Below are 16,094 nucleotides of genomic sequence, written 5' to 3' on the forward strand. Positions count from 1 at the left end.
TGTGAAGGGCTCTGCTTCAGAGCTATCGAGTCATCAGAACTGCAGAATCAAGCCGATGTAGACGCAACGAGGTTTACTCCCCAACGGCGTTCTCTTGCCGCCCTAGCAGTCGATACGGAGGGGCACCAGGCATGAGGTTGCTATCTCGGATTAGAGTCCAAAGCCAACTGCGGAGCGGTTCGAGTCATCGGCTGGGGAGATCGCAGCGCTTGGTCTCGGATTTTAGGTCTGCGAGCACGGTGTGGAGTTCGGCGATCCGGCGTTCTGCATCGGCGACGAGGTAATCGGTCAGTCGCTGCCAGTCCTCGGGTGTCGGTTCGTCAGGAACGTCCTGCAGCACCTTGGTGATCTCTTGCACGGACAACCCGACGCGCTGGGCGACCCGAGCGACACGAACTACGCAGGGAACCCAGGGCTGGTAGCGACGCTGGTTGCCCGAGGTGCGCTGTGACTCGATCAGTCCTTGCCGCTCGTAGAACCTGATCGCTGAGGTTGCGGTGCCGCTGAGTTCAGCCGTCTCGCCGACCGTTAGCAACTCGGAGGCTTGAGTCTCGGTGAGAGTCATGCTTCCAGCATGGCTTGACTTCAACCAATGTTCAAGTTCTAGCGTCGTGGATATGAAGATGAATCCGCGCCAGTGTCTGGCCTTGTCGACGTGTCGGGTTTGACCGGCGTACCTACCGAGTGAAGGGAGGTCGTCATGGACGGCACAACAGCGAGCAGCAGCGGCAGGACTGCCTGGAACTGTGCCAGCGCCTCGGGGTTGAGTTGCCGGTGGTGTTCATGGATAACGACCTCTCGGCCTACTCGGGAAAGAAGCGCCCCGGCTACCTCGACCTACTCGAACGTGTGAAGCTCGGCCCGTCGCGGATTGTGGCATGGCATGTGGATCGTCTCCTATGAGTCCGGGTATAAGGCCGACCGGTTCCTCGCAGGCCAATCGGTGCGACAGATCACGAAGTGGCTCAACCGCGACGACGGGCCGGTGTCGCCCTCAAAGGGCAAGAGCCGGTTGAACGTGTGACATGAGAGCACCGTCGGCTCGATCCTCTGCTCGGCGCGTATCTCGGGGCAACGCGCTGACGAGCCCGCATCGAAGACGACAGCGACGTGGGAACGGCGTGATCGGGCGATCCCGGGGCCGGGGAACTGGGAGGCGATCATCACCTCGAGGAGACGGCGCGCATTCGGGCGGTGTTCAACCACCCAGACCGGCGGGTGGGCCGCTCGTCCAAAAGCCTCCTGGCGGGACTGATCACCTGCGCCAAATGCGGCAACACCCTCGTCTCCTCGGGGCTCCACCGGGGCCAGGCCTCGATCGCGTACCGACCTGTACGCCGGAACGTTCACATGCCTGGCGAGTCCACGCCACCGGGTCAAACCCCGACGGCAGACCGTTCGGAGCTCGGCCCCGCCGTACACCAGCCGAGGGCGTCAGAGAAGTATCAGCGGGCGTCGTACCGTTGACGCGTGGAAGGGCCGGGCACCCCGGACGACATCGCCGGGACTGTCCATTCCTCGCATCCGCGGCTGCTCGTCAGATCACAGGACAGGTCATCGCCGTTGACTGTGGGGAACGCACCACCCGCTGACTCGCGCGACGTCGGCGCCGGTACTTCCGTCTATGGACCACGCGTCTCTTCTGCCGTGGTTCGACGAGTTCAAAGAGACGGCCGCGCGTGATTGCTACTGGCGCTGTCGTTTTCGGATCGAGCCGGGGGTGCGTCCGGTGACGCGCACGAAGGCCCGGTGGAATGCGGCCTCGGATTGGTAGCCGAGTTCGGCGGCGAGTGCCCCGGCGGTGATGGTCTCCTCGGAGAGTCTGGTTCGGGCGATGTTCATGCGCCAGCGGGTGAGATAGGACACGGGTGCTTCTCCGACGAGTTCGGTGAAGCGCGCGCTGAATGAGGATCTGGACATGGTGGCGAGTCGAGCGAGCCGGTCGAGACTCCAGTCGTGGCCGGGGTTGTCGTGGATCGCTTCGAGTGCGCGGCCGATTCGTTCGTCCTGAAGGGCGCGGAGCCATCCGGTGAGGGCATCGGGAGAGGTCGCGAGCCAACCGCGGATCGCTTGCACGACGAGGATGTCGGCCAGACGGGTGGCGACAGCTTCTCCGCCGAGTTGGGGGTGGGAGAGCTCGCCTGCCATGAGACGGAGAATGTCCCGCACGGAAGAGGCTGCGGACATGGTGTCGCCCCCGACAAACAGTATGGCGGGAAGCGTACACGTCAGCTCGCGTGCTGCTGGGCTGTCGAAGGCGACGACGCCGCAGATCAACTGCGTTCCTCGGCCGGTGCCGCCGTGACGGAGCGTGGAGTAGTGCTCACTGAGGTACTGCTGCGGCAACAGATCGACCCGCGGCCCGCGACTCGCGTCGGGCTCGCTGAGCAGATCGTGTCCGAGGCCGTGCGGCACGAGGGCGAAGTCGCCTGCGCGCAGTTCGATCGGCTCGGTGTCGGGTAGGCGCAGCCAGCATGATCCCGTGGTGACGACGTGGAAGCTCACCGAGTCCGCGATGGCGGGCATCTCCAATGCCCAAGGCTCGCCGAGTTCGGCATGACAGTAGAAGGTGCTGCGCATCCGAAGCGTATGCAGCACGCGGGCGAGCCGATCCGAGCCACGATCATCCCCAGAGGAGTTCTGCATACCCATGATCCTGTCATGGTCGGTATGTGAAATGCTCGCATTGGCGGATGATCGAGCAAGACCTTCGGCGGACTAAGCATAGAGCTACCGGCCAGGTCTGCTTATCGTCGGTTGTAGAGAGAACTCCGCAACCGAAAGGAAGCATCATGTATGTCGTCGCAGGAGCCACTGGTCGTGTGGGATCTGTCACCGCTGAGAGCCTGCTCGCCGCAGGGGCAGATGTTCGAGTCTTGGTGCGTCGCCGGGCCGATGCCGAGACCTGGCAAAGCCGAGGCGCCGAGGCGCACACGGTCGCCCTGGAAGATCGCGGTGCACTGGGCAGCGCGCTCGAAGGCTGCTCAGGGTTCTTCGTGCTGCTCCCGTTCGACCTGGCCGCCGACGATCTCGATGTTCACGCCGATCGGCTCATCGCCTCGATCGCGGGCGCTGTCGCGGACCAGAAGGTGCCTCATGTCGTCATGCTCTCCTCAGGCGGGGCAGACCTTGCCGAGGGAACCGGCCCCATCACCGGGTTGCATCGGCTGGAACAAGCGCTCGAGACCACTGGCGCCATCGTGACCGCACTGCGCTCAGGTCACTTCCAAGAGAAAGTCGCAGACCTCATCGACGTCGCCCGTGAAAGCGGCGTCTACCCAGTGTTCGCCACCTCCGCCAACACGCCAGTGCCGATGGTCGCCACCTGCGACATCGGCGAGATCGCCGCGACCGCGCTCCTCACAACGCCCCTGTCCAGCGAGACCGTGGATATCATCGGCCCCTCCTACACCGAGAGTGAGATCGCCGCCACACTGGGTGACGCGCTCGGCCGGGAGCTGCACGTCGCGACGATTCCCCAGGAGGCATGGGCCGGTGCGCTCAGCGAGGCAGGCTTCCGGCCGCACGTCGCCGAGAGCCTGGCTGAGCTCTACCGAGCCGACGAGCAGGGCCTGCTCGCACCGCGCGGGGATCGAAGCATCCACGTCTCGACCACCGTTGAAACCACCATCGAGCGCCTTCTCGCTGCCTGCTGACGAACGAGGAACATGATGCACGCGCTGATTCCGGGCCCTGTGATGGTCGTCGCGATCATCACCAACGGATTGCTCGCCGGACTGTTCTTCGTGTTCAGCATCGCCATTGGCCCCGGGCTCCGACACGTGGATGATCGAACATACGTCCGAGCATTCCGGATGATCAACACCGCGATCCTGAACGGAAAATTCTTGACCGTCTTCTTCGTCGCACCGATTGCCGCAGCCGGCTGCGCAGTACTTCACCTCTCGCGTGACGGCTCGGCATCCCTCCCTGCGGTCATCATAGGAGCGGTCTGCTCGGCGCTTACCTTCGGCATCACCGCCGCAGGGAACGTACCACTCAACCACGAACTCGACCGTGCACCGATCAATACCGACCACCAACGCCGAACCGCACGTCAACGGTTCGAGACGCGTTGGAATCGCCGGAACCTCGCCCGCACCCTCACCAGTACAGGCGCGGTCACCTTCCTGGCCGTCGCATCGGTCACCGGGTAGCCTCGTGAGTCGGACCGCTGATGCGCCAGCAAGACCAAGACACGCGCAACCGACGCGTGACCGCACAGGGCCGAGGCCGCGGACTCACGTCCAGCAAGCGACGCCGCTCGGCTGCTGAGGGTCTGTCCGGTAAACGGTGTGTGAGATCCGGTGGTTTTCATCAGTGTGGGTGGTGTTCTCGAACCGTCCGGCGAAGGTGATCGCGGACGCGTTCAGCGCGGGCTTCCACCTTCATCATCCAGCGTGCCCCCCGCCGGTGGGGTCAAGCGAACGCGTCACCAGGTACAAGCACTTCAACGCTGCGGCCTCGGAGAGGGGCCGTGTCAACGGGGTTGAGAGACTCACGATCGCATCCCGGTGCTGCCGGCCGGCATAACGGAACGAGTGACGGATCAGGTGCACAATGCACTGCTGCACGATCGTGTGCTCCCAAGTGGTGTTGATCGCCTCCGGCAGCCCCTTGAGCCCGTCGCACACCGCGATCAGTACGCGATCAGTACGTCCTCGACGCCGCGGTTCTTCAGCTCGGTGAACACCTGCAGCCAGAACCTCGCTCCCTCCTGGCCGGCACCGTCACCGGCCCAGATCCTGAGGATCTCGCGTTCCCCGCCCGTGGTCACGCCCATGACGACGTAGATACGGGGTGTTGCGGACCTGCCCGTCGCGGACCTTGACCACGATCGCGTCAACGAAGATCACCGGATAGACAGGATCCAGCGGCCGCGAGGCCCACTCCGTCAGTTCCCCGGTGACTTTCTCAGTAATCCGGTTGATCGTGTCTTTGGAGACTTTCGCCCCCATAGATCTCGTTGAAGTCCGCGGCGATCTCCCCGGTCGTCAACCCCCGCGCCGACAGTGAGAGGACGATCTGATCGATCCCGTCCAGCCGGCGCTTGTGCTTGGGTGAGCAACCGCTCGGCGAGGTCCTTCTGATCGATGATCTGCCCGGTCACGGGATCAATCATCGCCTCGTCCAACAGTTCGGTCGTATCAGCCACGGCCGTCTCCTTTCGGATCAGCCCGGACCCTCACACACCGTTATTCAGACAGCCCCGCGACTCGAATCACTCCCAGAGTGAGCGGAAAATCAGAGCGAGCGGATAAAAATGGAACTGCAAGAACAAGCCGATCAAAACCGGACTCCTCTCGCTCTCCTACGGGATTCCGCTGAGGACGTGTCACCGAGGTCCGATCAGGGCCTCCTCCAACCGGTCGAGTGCCTTGGGTGCGGTCTTCTGAGCGATCAGCCCCTCACAGGCGTGGGCGGTGAGCTCCAGACCCCGCGGGCTCCACAGCGCCTGCACCACGGCGGGATTCATATTCAGTGCCCCGCTGCCTATCACACCGGCCAGGTGACCGCGCCCCGGATCGGCGAGCACCACCATAGCGAGGCATCCGTGCAGCGCCCAGAACGACTCAGGTGTCCCCGGGGCGGACACTGTGCGGTGCTCGCCACGCATCCGGGTCAGACGCACTCCGAGACGACCGCCGAGGCGTCCACCCGACCGGCCTCCGACCTGGCCTGCAAAGCCCCCACCGATCCGTCCCCCGATGGCGCCGCCGGCGGCACCCAACTTACTTAAGACGTCGGTGAGGATGTCGAGCACCTGATCCGGCGGTAGCAGCGGCGAGGGCGGGTCCAGTGGCTTCGCGCGCGAGGTCATGAGGCAATCATGCCACGAGACTGACCCCGTGGGGCAACTTCAGGCCGTGGGGTCGATGAGCAGCTTGCCGCGGGCTTCGCCCCGTTGGCTGATCTGCAGCGCCTCAGCCGCCTGCGCCAGCGGGAACGTCCTGTCCAGGCGCACCTGAAGGGCACCCTCGGCCACTGCGCTCAGCAGCGTCTCCAGCCGCCGCCCATCGGGACGCACCCACACCCAGCGACCACCGTGCTGCTCGACCTGCGGATCAGCGATGGAGACGTGCCGACCGCCCACCGAGAGCACCTGGCGGGTCTGCTCCCACACCCCACCGACGAAGTCAGCGACCGCCGTGACGCCATCAGGTGCCACCGAGCGCACTCGGTCCACCAGCCCGTCACCGTATTCGACCGGCGTCACACCGATCTCACGCAACGGTTCATGATGCGGCGCCGAGGCCGTGCCGATGACCTTCGCTCCACGGGCCACCGCCAGCTGAGCAGCGATGTGCCCCACACCGCCGGAGGCCGCATGGATCAGCACCGTGTCCTGATCACCGATGCCCAGAGTCTCCACCGACCGTAGGGCAGTCAGTCCGACCAGCGGCAGCCCAGCGGCGACCTCGGCGCTCACCGGCTCAGGGATCCGCGCCACCGACGTCGCCGGCAGCGCGACGTACTCCGCGTAGGTGCCGCCGTGGACCACGTCCTTCCGCCCGTAGGAGGCCACCCGGTCACCGACTTCGAACTCCGGCACATCCGGGCCGAGTGCCTCGATCACCCCGGCCACATCCCAGCCGGGAACGGCGGGGAAGACGATGTCCAGCATGGGGTCCAGATACCCGGCCATGACCTTCCAGTCCACCGGGTTGACCGCCGCGCGCTCCACACGGATCAGCACACTGCCCGGGCCGAGCTTCGGCTGCGGGGCGTCCTCGGTCAGCTGCAGGGTCTCAGGTTCGCCGTACTGGGAGTAGGTGATGGCACGCATACCCGGGCTAACAGGAGCTGACCAGCACGTATTCCACGTTTCTGCGCGGCCCGTCCCCGCACCGGGCAACAGACACCGGGCAACAGACACCAGGCAACAGATATCGGGCAACAGATACCGGGCAACAGCTCAGGCACCGGCGTCACGTGGGAGGATATGAGCCATGCCCAGCCGCCGCACCGTCGTGATCACCGGGGCCAGTGCGGGGATCGGCGCTGCCGCGGCCCGGCGGCTCGCAGACCGTGAAGACACCCGGCTGATCCTGCTCGGCCGCAACCGGCAGCGTACCGCCGGTCTCGCCGAGGCCCTCGGCGCAGAACATCTGATCGCCGACTTCACCGAGCTGGACCAGGTCCGCGCCGTCGCCGAGCAGCTGCGAGCCCGCTGTGCGAGGATCGACGTCCTCGCCCTCAACGCCGCGGCGATCCACCGCCATCGCCGGCGCACTGTGGACGGCTTCGACACCACTCTGCAGGTCAACCACCTCGCCCCCGCCCTGCTCACCGAACTTCTGGAGGAACCGCTGCATGCGGCCGGCGCCGCCGTCGTCGTCACCGCCAGCCGCGCCGAACGCCATGCGAAGCTCACCACGCCGCTGGACATCCACCAGCTGCACAGCCGTCATCACTGGTGCCCGCACCACGCCTACGCGAACTCCAAGCTCGGCAACGTGCTCTTCGCCCGCAGCCTCGCCCGGCACCGGCCCGCACTGCGGCCGGTCTCCTTCCACCCCGGGATCATCAACACCGGGCTGGCCGCCGCCCTGCCGCTGCGCCACCGCTTCCTCTACCGCAGCGCCGGAATCGCAGCACCGCTGACCGTGGCCGACGGCGGGGCCAACCTGGTCCACTTCATCGACGGCACCCCCGGGCGCTGCTGGCAGCCGGGAGTCCACTACGACGCCGACCGCACCCGCCCGCGGCTCTCCGCGCTCGCCGCAGCAGAGGACGCCGCCGAGGCGCACTGGCAGCTCACCCGCCGGATGCTCGGACTCACACTGCGCTGACGGCGATCCGCTCTGTGATCTGTGATCAAGCCCCCGCGCTCACCGCTCACCGCTTCTTGATCGACTCATAGTGCGCCAGCGCCTCACGCCGGGAGACCCCCAGGTCTACCACCGGCTGCGGGTAGTCCGCAGTGTCCAGCTCAGGGATCCACCGGCGCACATACCGGCGCTGCGGGTCGAAGCGCTCCAGCTGCCGTTCTGGATTGAAGATCCTGAAGTACGGGGCGGCGTCGGCCCCGCAGCCGGCCACCCATTGCCAGTTCGCCGGATTCGAGGCGGCATCGGCATCGACGAGGGTGTCCCAGAACCAGGCCTCACCCTCACGCCAATCGATGCCCAGGTTCTTCACCAGCAGGCTCGCCGAGGCCATCCGCACCCTGTTGTGCATATGCCCGGTCTCCCACAGCTCCCGCTGCCCGGCGTCCACCCACGCGAACCCGGTCTCCCCGCGCGCCCAGGCACGGAACGCCTCGGGCTGTTGGGCACGAGACTGCCACGGGTAGGCATCGAACTGGGCCTTCAGGTTCTGCTGCGGCATCTGCGGGAAGTGGAAGAGCAGATGCCAGCAGAACTCCCGCCACCCCAGCTCCGAGAGGAACCCGTCCGCCTGCTCCGGCGCCTCCTCGCAGGCCGCAGCCCACACCTGACGGGGGCTGAGCTGGCCGAACCGCAGATACGGGGAGAGCCCGGAGGTGCCGTCGAGCTCTGGGCGGTCCCGCGCGTCGTCGTAGTCGGTGACCTTCTGCCGCAGGAACTCCTCGAGCTGCCGCTGCCCGGCCATCTCACTCGGCTCCCACCGCCGCCGCAGTCCGCCGGCCCAGTCCGGTGCTGTGGGCCGCAGATCCAGGTCGCGGAGCTCGCCGCGGGGCACACCGGCTGCGGCCAGGCTCGCCGCAGTGGACTTCGCTTCCCAGCAGGGGGTGGGCACCGGCAGCGGGTCCTGCTGCGGCCGGGCGCTGACTGCCCGCCAGAACGGGGTGAACACCTGGTACGGCCCGCCGGTCTGGGTCTCCACCGTCCACGGCTCGTGCAGCAGAGAACCGGGGAAGCTCTCGACCTCCACACCGTGCTGCCGAAGCTGCTCCTTCAGGTGTGCGTCGAGGCGGCGTTCCGGCCCGCCGTAACGCCGCGTCCACTGCACCCGGTCCGCACCCAGCTGCTCCGCGAGGTGAGGGATCAGCCGCGCAGGGTCTCCGGTGCGGAGCAGCAGCGGCACCCCCAGCTCATCCAGCCGGGCGCGCAGTGATCCCAACGCCCCGTGCAGCCACCATTTCGCCGCCCCGCCCAGCGGACGCACCCCGTCACTGACCTCATCGAGGACATACACGGCGACGACGTCGCCGGTTCCGTCACCCTCGGCGTACCGGCAGGCCGCGTAGAGCGCGGGATGATCAGCGGTCCGCAAGTCATCGCGGAACCACACCAGTGTGCGGGTCATCGGCTCACTCCTCTGTTCCGGGCCGCAGCGAGAATGTTCTTGGTCATCGACGGGAAGATGAACCGGTGGAACGGAGCCATCGCCGCCCAGTACGCCCGCCCCGCCATATTCTCCGGGAAGAAGATGGCCCGCTGAGTGTATCGGCAGCCACCCGGCTCATCCTGAACCAGGAACTCCAGCCACGCCTGCCCGGCCACGCGCATCTCCGCGCGCAGCACCAGGCGACTGCCACGCTCCAGCGTCTCCACCCGCCACCAGTCCACCGGATCCCCCACGCGCAGCCGATCAGGCAGCCGGCGCCCCCGGTTCAGCCCCGCCCCACCGGCCAGCTTGTCCCAGACACCGCGGACCTTCCACGCCACGGGAAGCGAATACCAGCCGTTGTCCCCGCCGATCCCCTCGATCACCGGCCACACCTCCTCGGCACGCAGCCCTTGGACGTGGGTGCTGCGCCGGTCGATCTTCACCGGCCGACCGGACCACTGCGGATCACTGGGCAGGGCACCGGCGGCCTCGTCCAGACCGCCGACGTCGGCATCCCAGGTGGTGTCGATCGCGCCCTCCTGTTCGCGATGCAGCGCCAGGGTCACCGCCTCGGAATAGCTGAGCAGCCCGGGCCGCGGGGCCGGGATGATCGCGTCGACGTCGTGATCGCTGGTGATGGCATCCTCCTGCAGAGAACGGACCAGCGGAAGGGTCAGCGACATCGGCAGGGGAGTCACCAGCCCCACCCAGATGCCGGACAAGGTGGCCGCCGGCAGCGGCAACGGAAGCACCACCCGCCGTCGCAGCCCCGCCAGGACGGCGAACCGGCGCATCACCTCGGCGTAGGTGAGCACATCACGGGAACCGATGTCCAGGGTCCGGTTCACCGAGCCCTCGACGTCGGCGGCGCGGACCAGGTAGTGCAGCACATCGCGCACACCGATCGGCTCCACCCGGTTGGTCACCCAGTCTGGCGCCGGCATCACCGCCAGCGCCAACGCCAGATGCCGGATCATCTCGAAAGACGCCGAGCCGGAGCCGATGATGATCCCGGCCTGGAACGCGATCGTGTCCACAGCGGAATCCAGCAGGATGCGTGCGACCGCCGCCCGGGAGCGCATATGCGGGGAGAGCTCCACCCCCTCAGGGTGCAGCCCGCCCAGGAACACCAGACGCGCGACGCCGGCAGACTCCGCGGCCTCAGCGATCCGCCGGGCCACCCGGGCCTCCTGCTCCTCGAAGTCAGAACCGGCACCCATCGAATGCACCAGGTGATAGACCACCTCACAGCCGGCCATCGCCGCGTCCAAGCTGATGCCGTCGTCGAGATCCACGGTGTGGACCTCCACCTCCTCAGCCCAGGGGACCGGTTCGAGCTTCTGCGGAGAACGCACCGCCACCTGCACCTGATGCCCGGCCTGCAGCAGCCGCGGCACCAGCCGACCCCCGATGTAGCCGGTGGCCCCGAGCACGAGCACCCGGCGCGGCGACGGGCTCAGCGCCACCTGCTCGGGGCCTAGGCGCGGGGAAGAGTCTGGGCGCGGGGAGGAGTCCGGGGTGGGCGGCTGGCCGTTCTCGGACGTGTTCACAGTGTTCTCCGATCCGTGGCAGGGCCCGCACAGCGAGGCGAGCTGTGCTTCACACTACGGCCTCATCACTGGATAACACAGCGCTGAGCAGGGGAAATGAGGTCTCTGCGAATGGGTGAGCCGAACCTCAGGGTGCACTTCACACCGCAGCTCCGAGTGATCAGCTGATCGTGGCACTGGGTAGGATGTGGGCAGGTTGCACCGGTGGGAGGAGGCCTCAGTGCGCGACACCTCGCCGTCGATGCGCTATACCCGGGCCGCCCGCGCGGCCGCCGCGGAGATCATCGGCACCTACTCCACCTCCTTCGGCTGGGCCACTGGGCTGCTCGGCCGCCGTCATCGCGGCCATATCCGCAGCATCTACGCCCTGGTGCGCATCGCCGATGAGATCGTCGACGGCACCGCCGCCGAATTCGGCCTCGACGCCGAGGCCCAGGCGCAGGCCCTGGAGGACTACCGGGAGCAGACCCACCGGGCGATGGCGGCGGGCTACAGCACCGATCTGGTCATCCACGCCTTCGCCCGCACCGCCGCAGCCGCCGGTATCGATACCTCGCTGACCGGGCCGTTCTTCGATTCCATGCGTGCGGATCTGCACGGCTCACCTGGCGATGACCAGCAGCGGGCGCAGTACGTCTACGGCTCGGCCGAAGTGGTGGGGCTCATGTGCCTGCGGGTCTTCCTCCGCGAGGAGCATCTGCCCGCCGTCGAGGTCCAGGAGCTGGAGGAGGGGGCACGGCAGCTCGGTGCGGCCTTCCAGAATGTGAATTTCCTGCGCGACCTCGCCGCCGACGCCGATCAGCTCGGCCGCAACTACCTCTCGGACTCCGCCGCGCTGACTGAGGTGGAGCACCGCGCCTGGGTGCAGATCATCGGCACCCAGCTCGACGCCGCTGCTGGGGTGATCCCGTCTCTGCCGCGGGACTGCCGGGCGGCCGTCGCCGCGGCGCATCTGTTCTTCGCCGAGCTGCTCACCCGGCTGGAGGCCACCCCGACCGAGGAGCTGCGACGCCGTCGCATCCGTGTGCCCAATCCGGTGAAAGTTCGGCTGATCAGCCGGGCCCTGGCGGGGAACGCAGGGTCTCTGCAGCGGAACGCCTCGCCGACCACCGATCGTCCCCGAGATCCCAGGAGCGCCTGATGCCCCAGCAGCCTGACCGGAAGCGCATCGCGATCATCGGCGCCGGGGCCGCCGGCCTCGCCACCGCCGCTCTGTTGGCTCGGGACGGTCACCGGGTGAGCGTCTACGAGCGCGGCGAACAGCTCGGCGGCCGGGCCGGGGTGATCGAGGACGCCGGGTTCCGCTTCGACACTGGGCCCTCCTGGTACCTGATGCCGCGGGTCTTCGAGCACTTCTTCGCGCTGGCCGGTACTTCTGTCCAGGAGCGGCTGGAGCTGGTGGACCTCGACCCCGGTTATCGGGTGTTCCCGGAACCGGAACCGGAACCGGAACCGGAACCGGAGCCGGAACCGGAGCCGACGTTAGAACCGGCGTCAGAACTGGAGCCGGCGGCTGGGGCGGCATCCTCAGCACTGGACGCCGGTGCTTCACGTTCTGGCCCCTCCGTCCCGGTCGATGTCCATGCTGAGCCGGAGAAGGCCCGCGCACTCTTCGAATCCCTGGAACCCGGCAGCGGCCCCGCGCTGGACCGCTACCTGGCCTCGGCGGAGCACACGATGGACATCGCCGAAAGCCGTTTCCTCTACAACCCCTTCACTCGGCCCACAGGGTTCGCCGCCCGAGAGGTCATGACATCGCTGCCGCAGCTGGGCGGACTGCTGCTGACCTCACTGCAGCGCTACGTCGCCCGGCGTTTCCAGCACACGGTGCTGCAGCAGATCCTCGGCTACCCGGCAGTGTTCCTCGGCACCCGCCCCGAGGACGCTCCGGCGATGTACCACCTGATGAGCCATCTGGACCTCGCCGACGGCGTGCGCTACCCGATGGGCGGCTTCGCCCAGGTCATGCAGGCGCTCGCCGACGTCGCCCGGGAGGCCGGGGCCGAGATCATCACATCCACCGAGGTCACCGAGATCACCGTGGCCCCGCAGCTGCGGCGGCGCCTGGGGCGCTCCCGCGGTCGGGTCACCGGGCTGCGCCGTCGTGATGCTCAGGGCGCAGAACACACCGAAGACGCCGACGTCGTGGTCTCCGCGGCGGACCTGCACCACACCGAGACGGCCCTGCTGGCGGAACCGTATCGCAGCCGAGACCAGCGCTGGTGGGAGGAGACCGCGGTCAGCGGACCGGGTGCGGTGCTGGTGATGCTCGGCGTCCGCGGTGCGCTGCCTGAACTGGCGCATCACTCGCTGCTCTTCGCCCGGGACTGGACCCCGCAGTTCACCGCGATCTTCGACGGGGACACCGACTGGCCGCAGACCCCCTCCATCTACGTCTGCCGGCCCAGCGCCACTGATCCGCAGGTGGCCCCGGACGGGCATGAGAACCTCTTCGTGCTCATCCCCTGCCCGGCAGAGACCAGCATCGGGCAGGGCGGCCCGGACGGCGACGGCGATGCACAGGTCGAGGCGATGGCCGATGCCGCCATCGACCAGATCGCCACCTGGGCCGGGATCGAGGATCTGCGCGAACGGATCGTGGTCCGGCACACCCGCGGCCCCGGCGACTTCGCCGCCGACTACCACTCCTGGCGGGGCGGGGCGCTGGGCCCGGCGCATACGCTGGGGCAGTCGGCGATGTTCCGCACGCAGAACGCCTCGCCGCGGGTCGACGGGCTCTACTACGCCGGGGCCACTGTGGCCCCCGGAGTGGGGGTGCCGATGTGCCTGATCAGCGCGGAACTGGTGCTCAAGCGCCTGCGCGGAGACCACAGCGCGGGCCCGATACCTACCCAGGAGACCCCGAACCAGGCGACCCCGACCCAGAAGACCCTGAACCAGCCCGACCGCGGTGGCCGTGATCGCCGGACGCGCCGGGGCGACCGCACCGGAGAAAACCGCCGACGGAGCCGCCGATGAGCATCGCCTATCTGGCCGCGCTGCTCCTCTCCACCGGATGCATGCTGCTCATCGACTTCCGGTACCGGCTCTTTCTCTTCCGCAGCCCGGCAGCCGCCGGGCTGGTGATCCTGCTGGGCACTGTCTTCTTCCTGCTCTGGGATGCCGCGGGCATCGCGCTGGGGATCTTCCTCGTCGGTGACAGCCCTTATATGACGGGAATCATGCTGGGCCCGGAGATGCCGCTGGAGGAACCGGTGTTCCTGATCTTCCTGGTGATCTGCACGATGGTGCTCTACACCGGCGCCCACCGGCTGCTGCACCGCCGAACCGCACAGGCTGGGACGGAGCCCTCCGGGAGTCCGGCAAGGGGGAGCGCATCATGACCTACTTAGGACTGACCGCCGTCGTCCTGCTGCTGGTGCTCGCCGTGGTGATCCCGCTGCGGCGGCCGGTGAGCCTGGGGGCCGTCGCGCTCGCCGGTGCGGCACTGATCCTGCTCACCGCAGTCTTCGACAACATCATGATCGCCGTGGGCTTCTTCCACTACGCCGATGAGCCGCTCTCCGGGCTGAGCATCGGGCTGGCACCGATCGAGGACTTCAGCTACCCCATCGCCGGGGTGCTGCTGCTGCCCGCGCTGTGGCACCTGCTGCTGCGCCGTCGCGGTCGACCAGCCGCTGAGGAGGGCAGCCTCTGATGGCCCGTGCCCGTGCGCCGCACTCTCTGCTCGGTCACCTGCTGGCCTCCTCTCGGCCGGTGAGCTGGATCAACACCGCCTATCCCTTCGCCGCGGCCTACCTCTTCGGGGCCGGTCAGGTGGACTGGATGCTCGTCATCGGGGCGGTGTTCTTCCTGATCCCCTACAACCTGGCGATGTACGGGATCAACGACGTCTTCGACTACGCCTCAGATCTGAACAACCCGCGCAAGGGTGGGATCGAAGGGGCGGTGCTGCCTCAGCGGCTGCATCGGCCCACACTGCTGGCCGCCGTGCTCAGTGTGGCGCCGTTCGCGGTGCTGCTGTGCCTCTGGGGCGGACCGGCCACCTGGATCACCCTGCTTATCAGTCTCTTTGCGGTGGTGGCCTATTCGGCACCGCCGATGCGGTTCAAGGAGCGGGCGTTCCTGGACTCGATCACCTCCTCCACGCACTTCGTCAGCCCCGCGGCGGTGGGGTTCGCGCTGGCCGCAGACACCGGAGGCTCGGTGCCCGGCACGGCGGCGACGCTCATCCTGGTCGCCTTCTTCCTGTGGGGGATGGCCGCTCACGCCTTCGGGGCGGTGCAGGATGTGGTGCCGGACCGTGACGCCGGGATCGGCTCGGTGGCCACAGTGATGGGGGCGCGGCTGACAGTACGGTTCGCTGTGCTGCTCTGGGTGGCCTCGGGGGCGGTGGCACTGACGTTGCCGTGGCCGGGACCATTGGCCGCACTGGCCGCGGTGCCCTATCTGGTGCTCTCGGTGCCGTGGTGGAACGTCACCGATGAGACGGCGGCCGGAGTCAACGCGGCCTGGCGACGGTTTATCCTGGTCAACTACCTCGCCGGATTCCTGATCACGATGGTGCTCATCGCATCCTGGTGAGTCGCCTGGTCAGCTGCCTGGTGAGTGGCGGGTGCGGAGTACCGGGTATGGAGCCTGGGTGGGTGCAGAGTCAGCGCAGCAGCACGATCGCGCTGAGCAGCAGCCCGGTGAGCACCAGCAGCGGGGACGTCCACAGCCCGTGCACTGCACCCCAGCCGGGGCTGCGAGTGCCCAGGGTGACACTGACGAATCCCGGGAGGAACCCGATGCCCACGGCGACGACCGCGCCGAGGATCAGTACGGAAGCGGTGATGCCGTCGTCGAGCGGGGTCAGAGGTGTGCCCAGGCCGGTCATCGACTGCACGGTGAGGGAGAGGTAGATGAGGATCGGCAGGGTTGCCAGCGCCAGGATGAGGAACAGCAGCAGGCTCATCGTCCAACGGACTCCGTTGCGGCGCCTGGGGCGGGGTCCGTTGCGCCGTCCGGCGGGATGCGACGGGGCGGGGGAGTGGATCTGCGGATGTGTCCACGGGTGCGTATGCGGGGCAGGGTGTTGCATGGTGTGCCACTGGGGCTGTGACGGCGCCTGCCACTGCAGTGGGACGGTGACCTGGTCCGGGTGGATGAGCGGATACTGGGCGGCCTCCGGTCTGCTTTCAGACGTGCGCCCGGCGGCGGTGCCGGGCATATCGCCGCAGTCCCGCGTCTCGGGCGGATCCAGCGGGATCGGTACAGTGGGCGCGGCCGTGACACGCGGGATCTTCATCGTGTCCTGCATATGGCCCTCCTTCCGCAGGGACGGTT

General features: G+C 67.6%; 16 protein-coding genes and 1 pseudogene. 9 read left to right on the forward strand and 8 right to left on the reverse strand.

What is annotated here, in order from left to right:
* Positions 1-184: 184 nt before the first annotated feature.
* On the reverse strand, positions 185-565 hold the full coding sequence (locus RIL96_RS12485; protein ID WP_310549354.1) for a MerR family DNA-binding transcriptional regulator: 381 nt from the start codon (positions 563-565) through the stop codon (positions 185-187).
* A 119-nt stretch (positions 566-684) separates the two neighbouring features.
* Here RIL96_RS12485 and RIL96_RS13400 point away from each other — a divergent pair, with 119 nt between their 5' ends.
* Positions 685-903: a recombinase family protein gene (locus tag RIL96_RS13400; protein ID WP_374761893.1), complete on the forward strand. Its 219-nt coding sequence runs from the start codon at positions 685-687 to the stop codon at positions 901-903.
* A gap of 783 nt (positions 904-1,686) precedes the next feature.
* Here RIL96_RS13400 and RIL96_RS12490 read toward each other — a convergent pair.
* Positions 1,687-2,646 (reverse strand): AraC family transcriptional regulator, encoded by a 960-nt coding sequence (locus RIL96_RS12490; RefSeq protein WP_310549355.1) that lies wholly within the window; start codon positions 2,644-2,646, stop codon positions 1,687-1,689.
* A gap of 146 nt (positions 2,647-2,792) precedes the next feature.
* Here RIL96_RS12490 and RIL96_RS12495 point away from each other — a divergent pair, with 146 nt between their 5' ends.
* A complete protein-coding gene (locus RIL96_RS12495; protein ID WP_310549368.1) occupies positions 2,793-3,656 on the forward strand; it encodes an NmrA family NAD(P)-binding protein in 864 nt (287 codons plus the stop codon).
* A 12-nt stretch (positions 3,657-3,668) separates the two neighbouring features.
* Complete coding sequence (locus RIL96_RS12500) at positions 3,669-4,157, forward strand: anthrone oxygenase family protein (protein WP_310549356.1); 489 nt, start codon at positions 3,669-3,671, stop codon at positions 4,155-4,157.
* 84 nt (positions 4,158-4,241) lie between these two features.
* Here RIL96_RS12500 and RIL96_RS12505 read toward each other — a convergent pair.
* The 3 genes and pseudogenes from RIL96_RS12505 to RIL96_RS12515 all read right to left on the reverse strand — a co-directional run.
* Positions 4,242-5,058, reverse strand: a pseudogene (locus RIL96_RS12505) (IS256 family transposase); the annotation flags it as partial.
* A gap of 277 nt (positions 5,059-5,335) precedes the next feature.
* Positions 5,336-5,821, reverse strand: coding sequence for a hypothetical protein (locus RIL96_RS12510; RefSeq protein WP_310549357.1), 486 nt, complete (start codon positions 5,819-5,821; stop codon positions 5,336-5,338).
* Positions 5,822-5,860: 39 nt separating this feature from the next.
* A complete protein-coding gene (locus tag RIL96_RS12515; protein ID WP_310549358.1) occupies positions 5,861-6,787 on the reverse strand; it encodes an NADP-dependent oxidoreductase in 927 nt (308 codons plus the stop codon).
* Between the two features lie 163 nt (positions 6,788-6,950).
* Here RIL96_RS12515 and RIL96_RS12520 point away from each other — a divergent pair, with 163 nt between their 5' ends.
* Positions 6,951-7,793, forward strand: a complete 843-nt coding sequence (locus RIL96_RS12520) for an SDR family NAD(P)-dependent oxidoreductase (RefSeq protein WP_310549359.1) — start codon at positions 6,951-6,953, stop codon at positions 7,791-7,793.
* 46 nt (positions 7,794-7,839) lie between these two features.
* Here the strand turns inward: RIL96_RS12520 and RIL96_RS12525 are convergent, their stop codons facing one another.
* Positions 7,840-9,231, reverse strand: coding sequence for a cryptochrome/photolyase family protein (locus tag RIL96_RS12525; protein ID WP_310549360.1), 1,392 nt, complete (start codon positions 9,229-9,231; stop codon positions 7,840-7,842).
* Positions 9,228-10,805: an SDR family oxidoreductase gene (locus RIL96_RS12530; protein ID WP_310549361.1), complete on the reverse strand. Its 1,578-nt coding sequence runs from the start codon at positions 10,803-10,805 to the stop codon at positions 9,228-9,230. Before RIL96_RS12530 ends, RIL96_RS12525 begins: the two co-directional genes overlap by 4 nt.
* Before the next feature lie 220 nt (positions 10,806-11,025).
* Between RIL96_RS12530 and RIL96_RS12535 the strand changes: the two genes are divergently transcribed.
* The 5 genes from RIL96_RS12535 to RIL96_RS12555 are packed head-to-tail and all read left to right on the forward strand — an operon-like array spanning position 11,026 to position 15,350.
* The gene (locus tag RIL96_RS12535) at positions 11,026-11,946 is read left to right on the forward strand and encodes a phytoene/squalene synthase family protein (protein WP_310549362.1); all 921 of its coding nucleotides are present in this window, start codon (positions 11,026-11,028) and stop codon (positions 11,944-11,946) included.
* Positions 11,946-13,784, forward strand: a complete 1,839-nt coding sequence (crtI, locus tag RIL96_RS12540) for a phytoene desaturase family protein (protein ID WP_310549363.1) — start codon at positions 11,946-11,948, stop codon at positions 13,782-13,784. The genes RIL96_RS12535 and crtI overlap by 1 nt, the downstream gene beginning before the upstream one ends.
* Positions 13,781-14,149, forward strand: a complete 369-nt coding sequence (locus RIL96_RS12545) for a lycopene cyclase domain-containing protein (protein WP_310549364.1) — start codon at positions 13,781-13,783, stop codon at positions 14,147-14,149. The genes crtI and RIL96_RS12545 overlap by 4 nt, the downstream gene beginning before the upstream one ends.
* Entirely contained in the window at positions 14,146-14,463 is a 318-nt protein-coding gene (locus RIL96_RS12550; RefSeq protein WP_310549365.1) for a lycopene cyclase domain-containing protein, read from the forward strand. Before RIL96_RS12545 ends, RIL96_RS12550 begins: the two co-directional genes overlap by 4 nt.
* Positions 14,463-15,350 carry a prenyltransferase gene (locus RIL96_RS12555; protein ID WP_310549366.1) on the forward strand — a complete coding sequence of 296 codons (888 nt, stop codon included), beginning with the start codon at positions 14,463-14,465 and terminating at the stop codon, positions 15,348-15,350. The genes RIL96_RS12550 and RIL96_RS12555 overlap by 1 nt, the downstream gene beginning before the upstream one ends.
* Before the next feature lie 70 nt (positions 15,351-15,420).
* Here RIL96_RS12555 and RIL96_RS12560 read toward each other — a convergent pair.
* Positions 15,421-16,094 (reverse strand): hypothetical protein (locus RIL96_RS12560; RefSeq protein WP_310549367.1); only part of this gene is annotated, 674 nt, incomplete at its 5' end.

Origin of the sequence: Nesterenkonia aerolata, from assembly GCF_031470965.1 — a bacterium.
Classification (GTDB): Bacteria; Actinomycetota; Actinomycetes; order Actinomycetales; family Micrococcaceae; genus Nesterenkonia; species Nesterenkonia aerolata.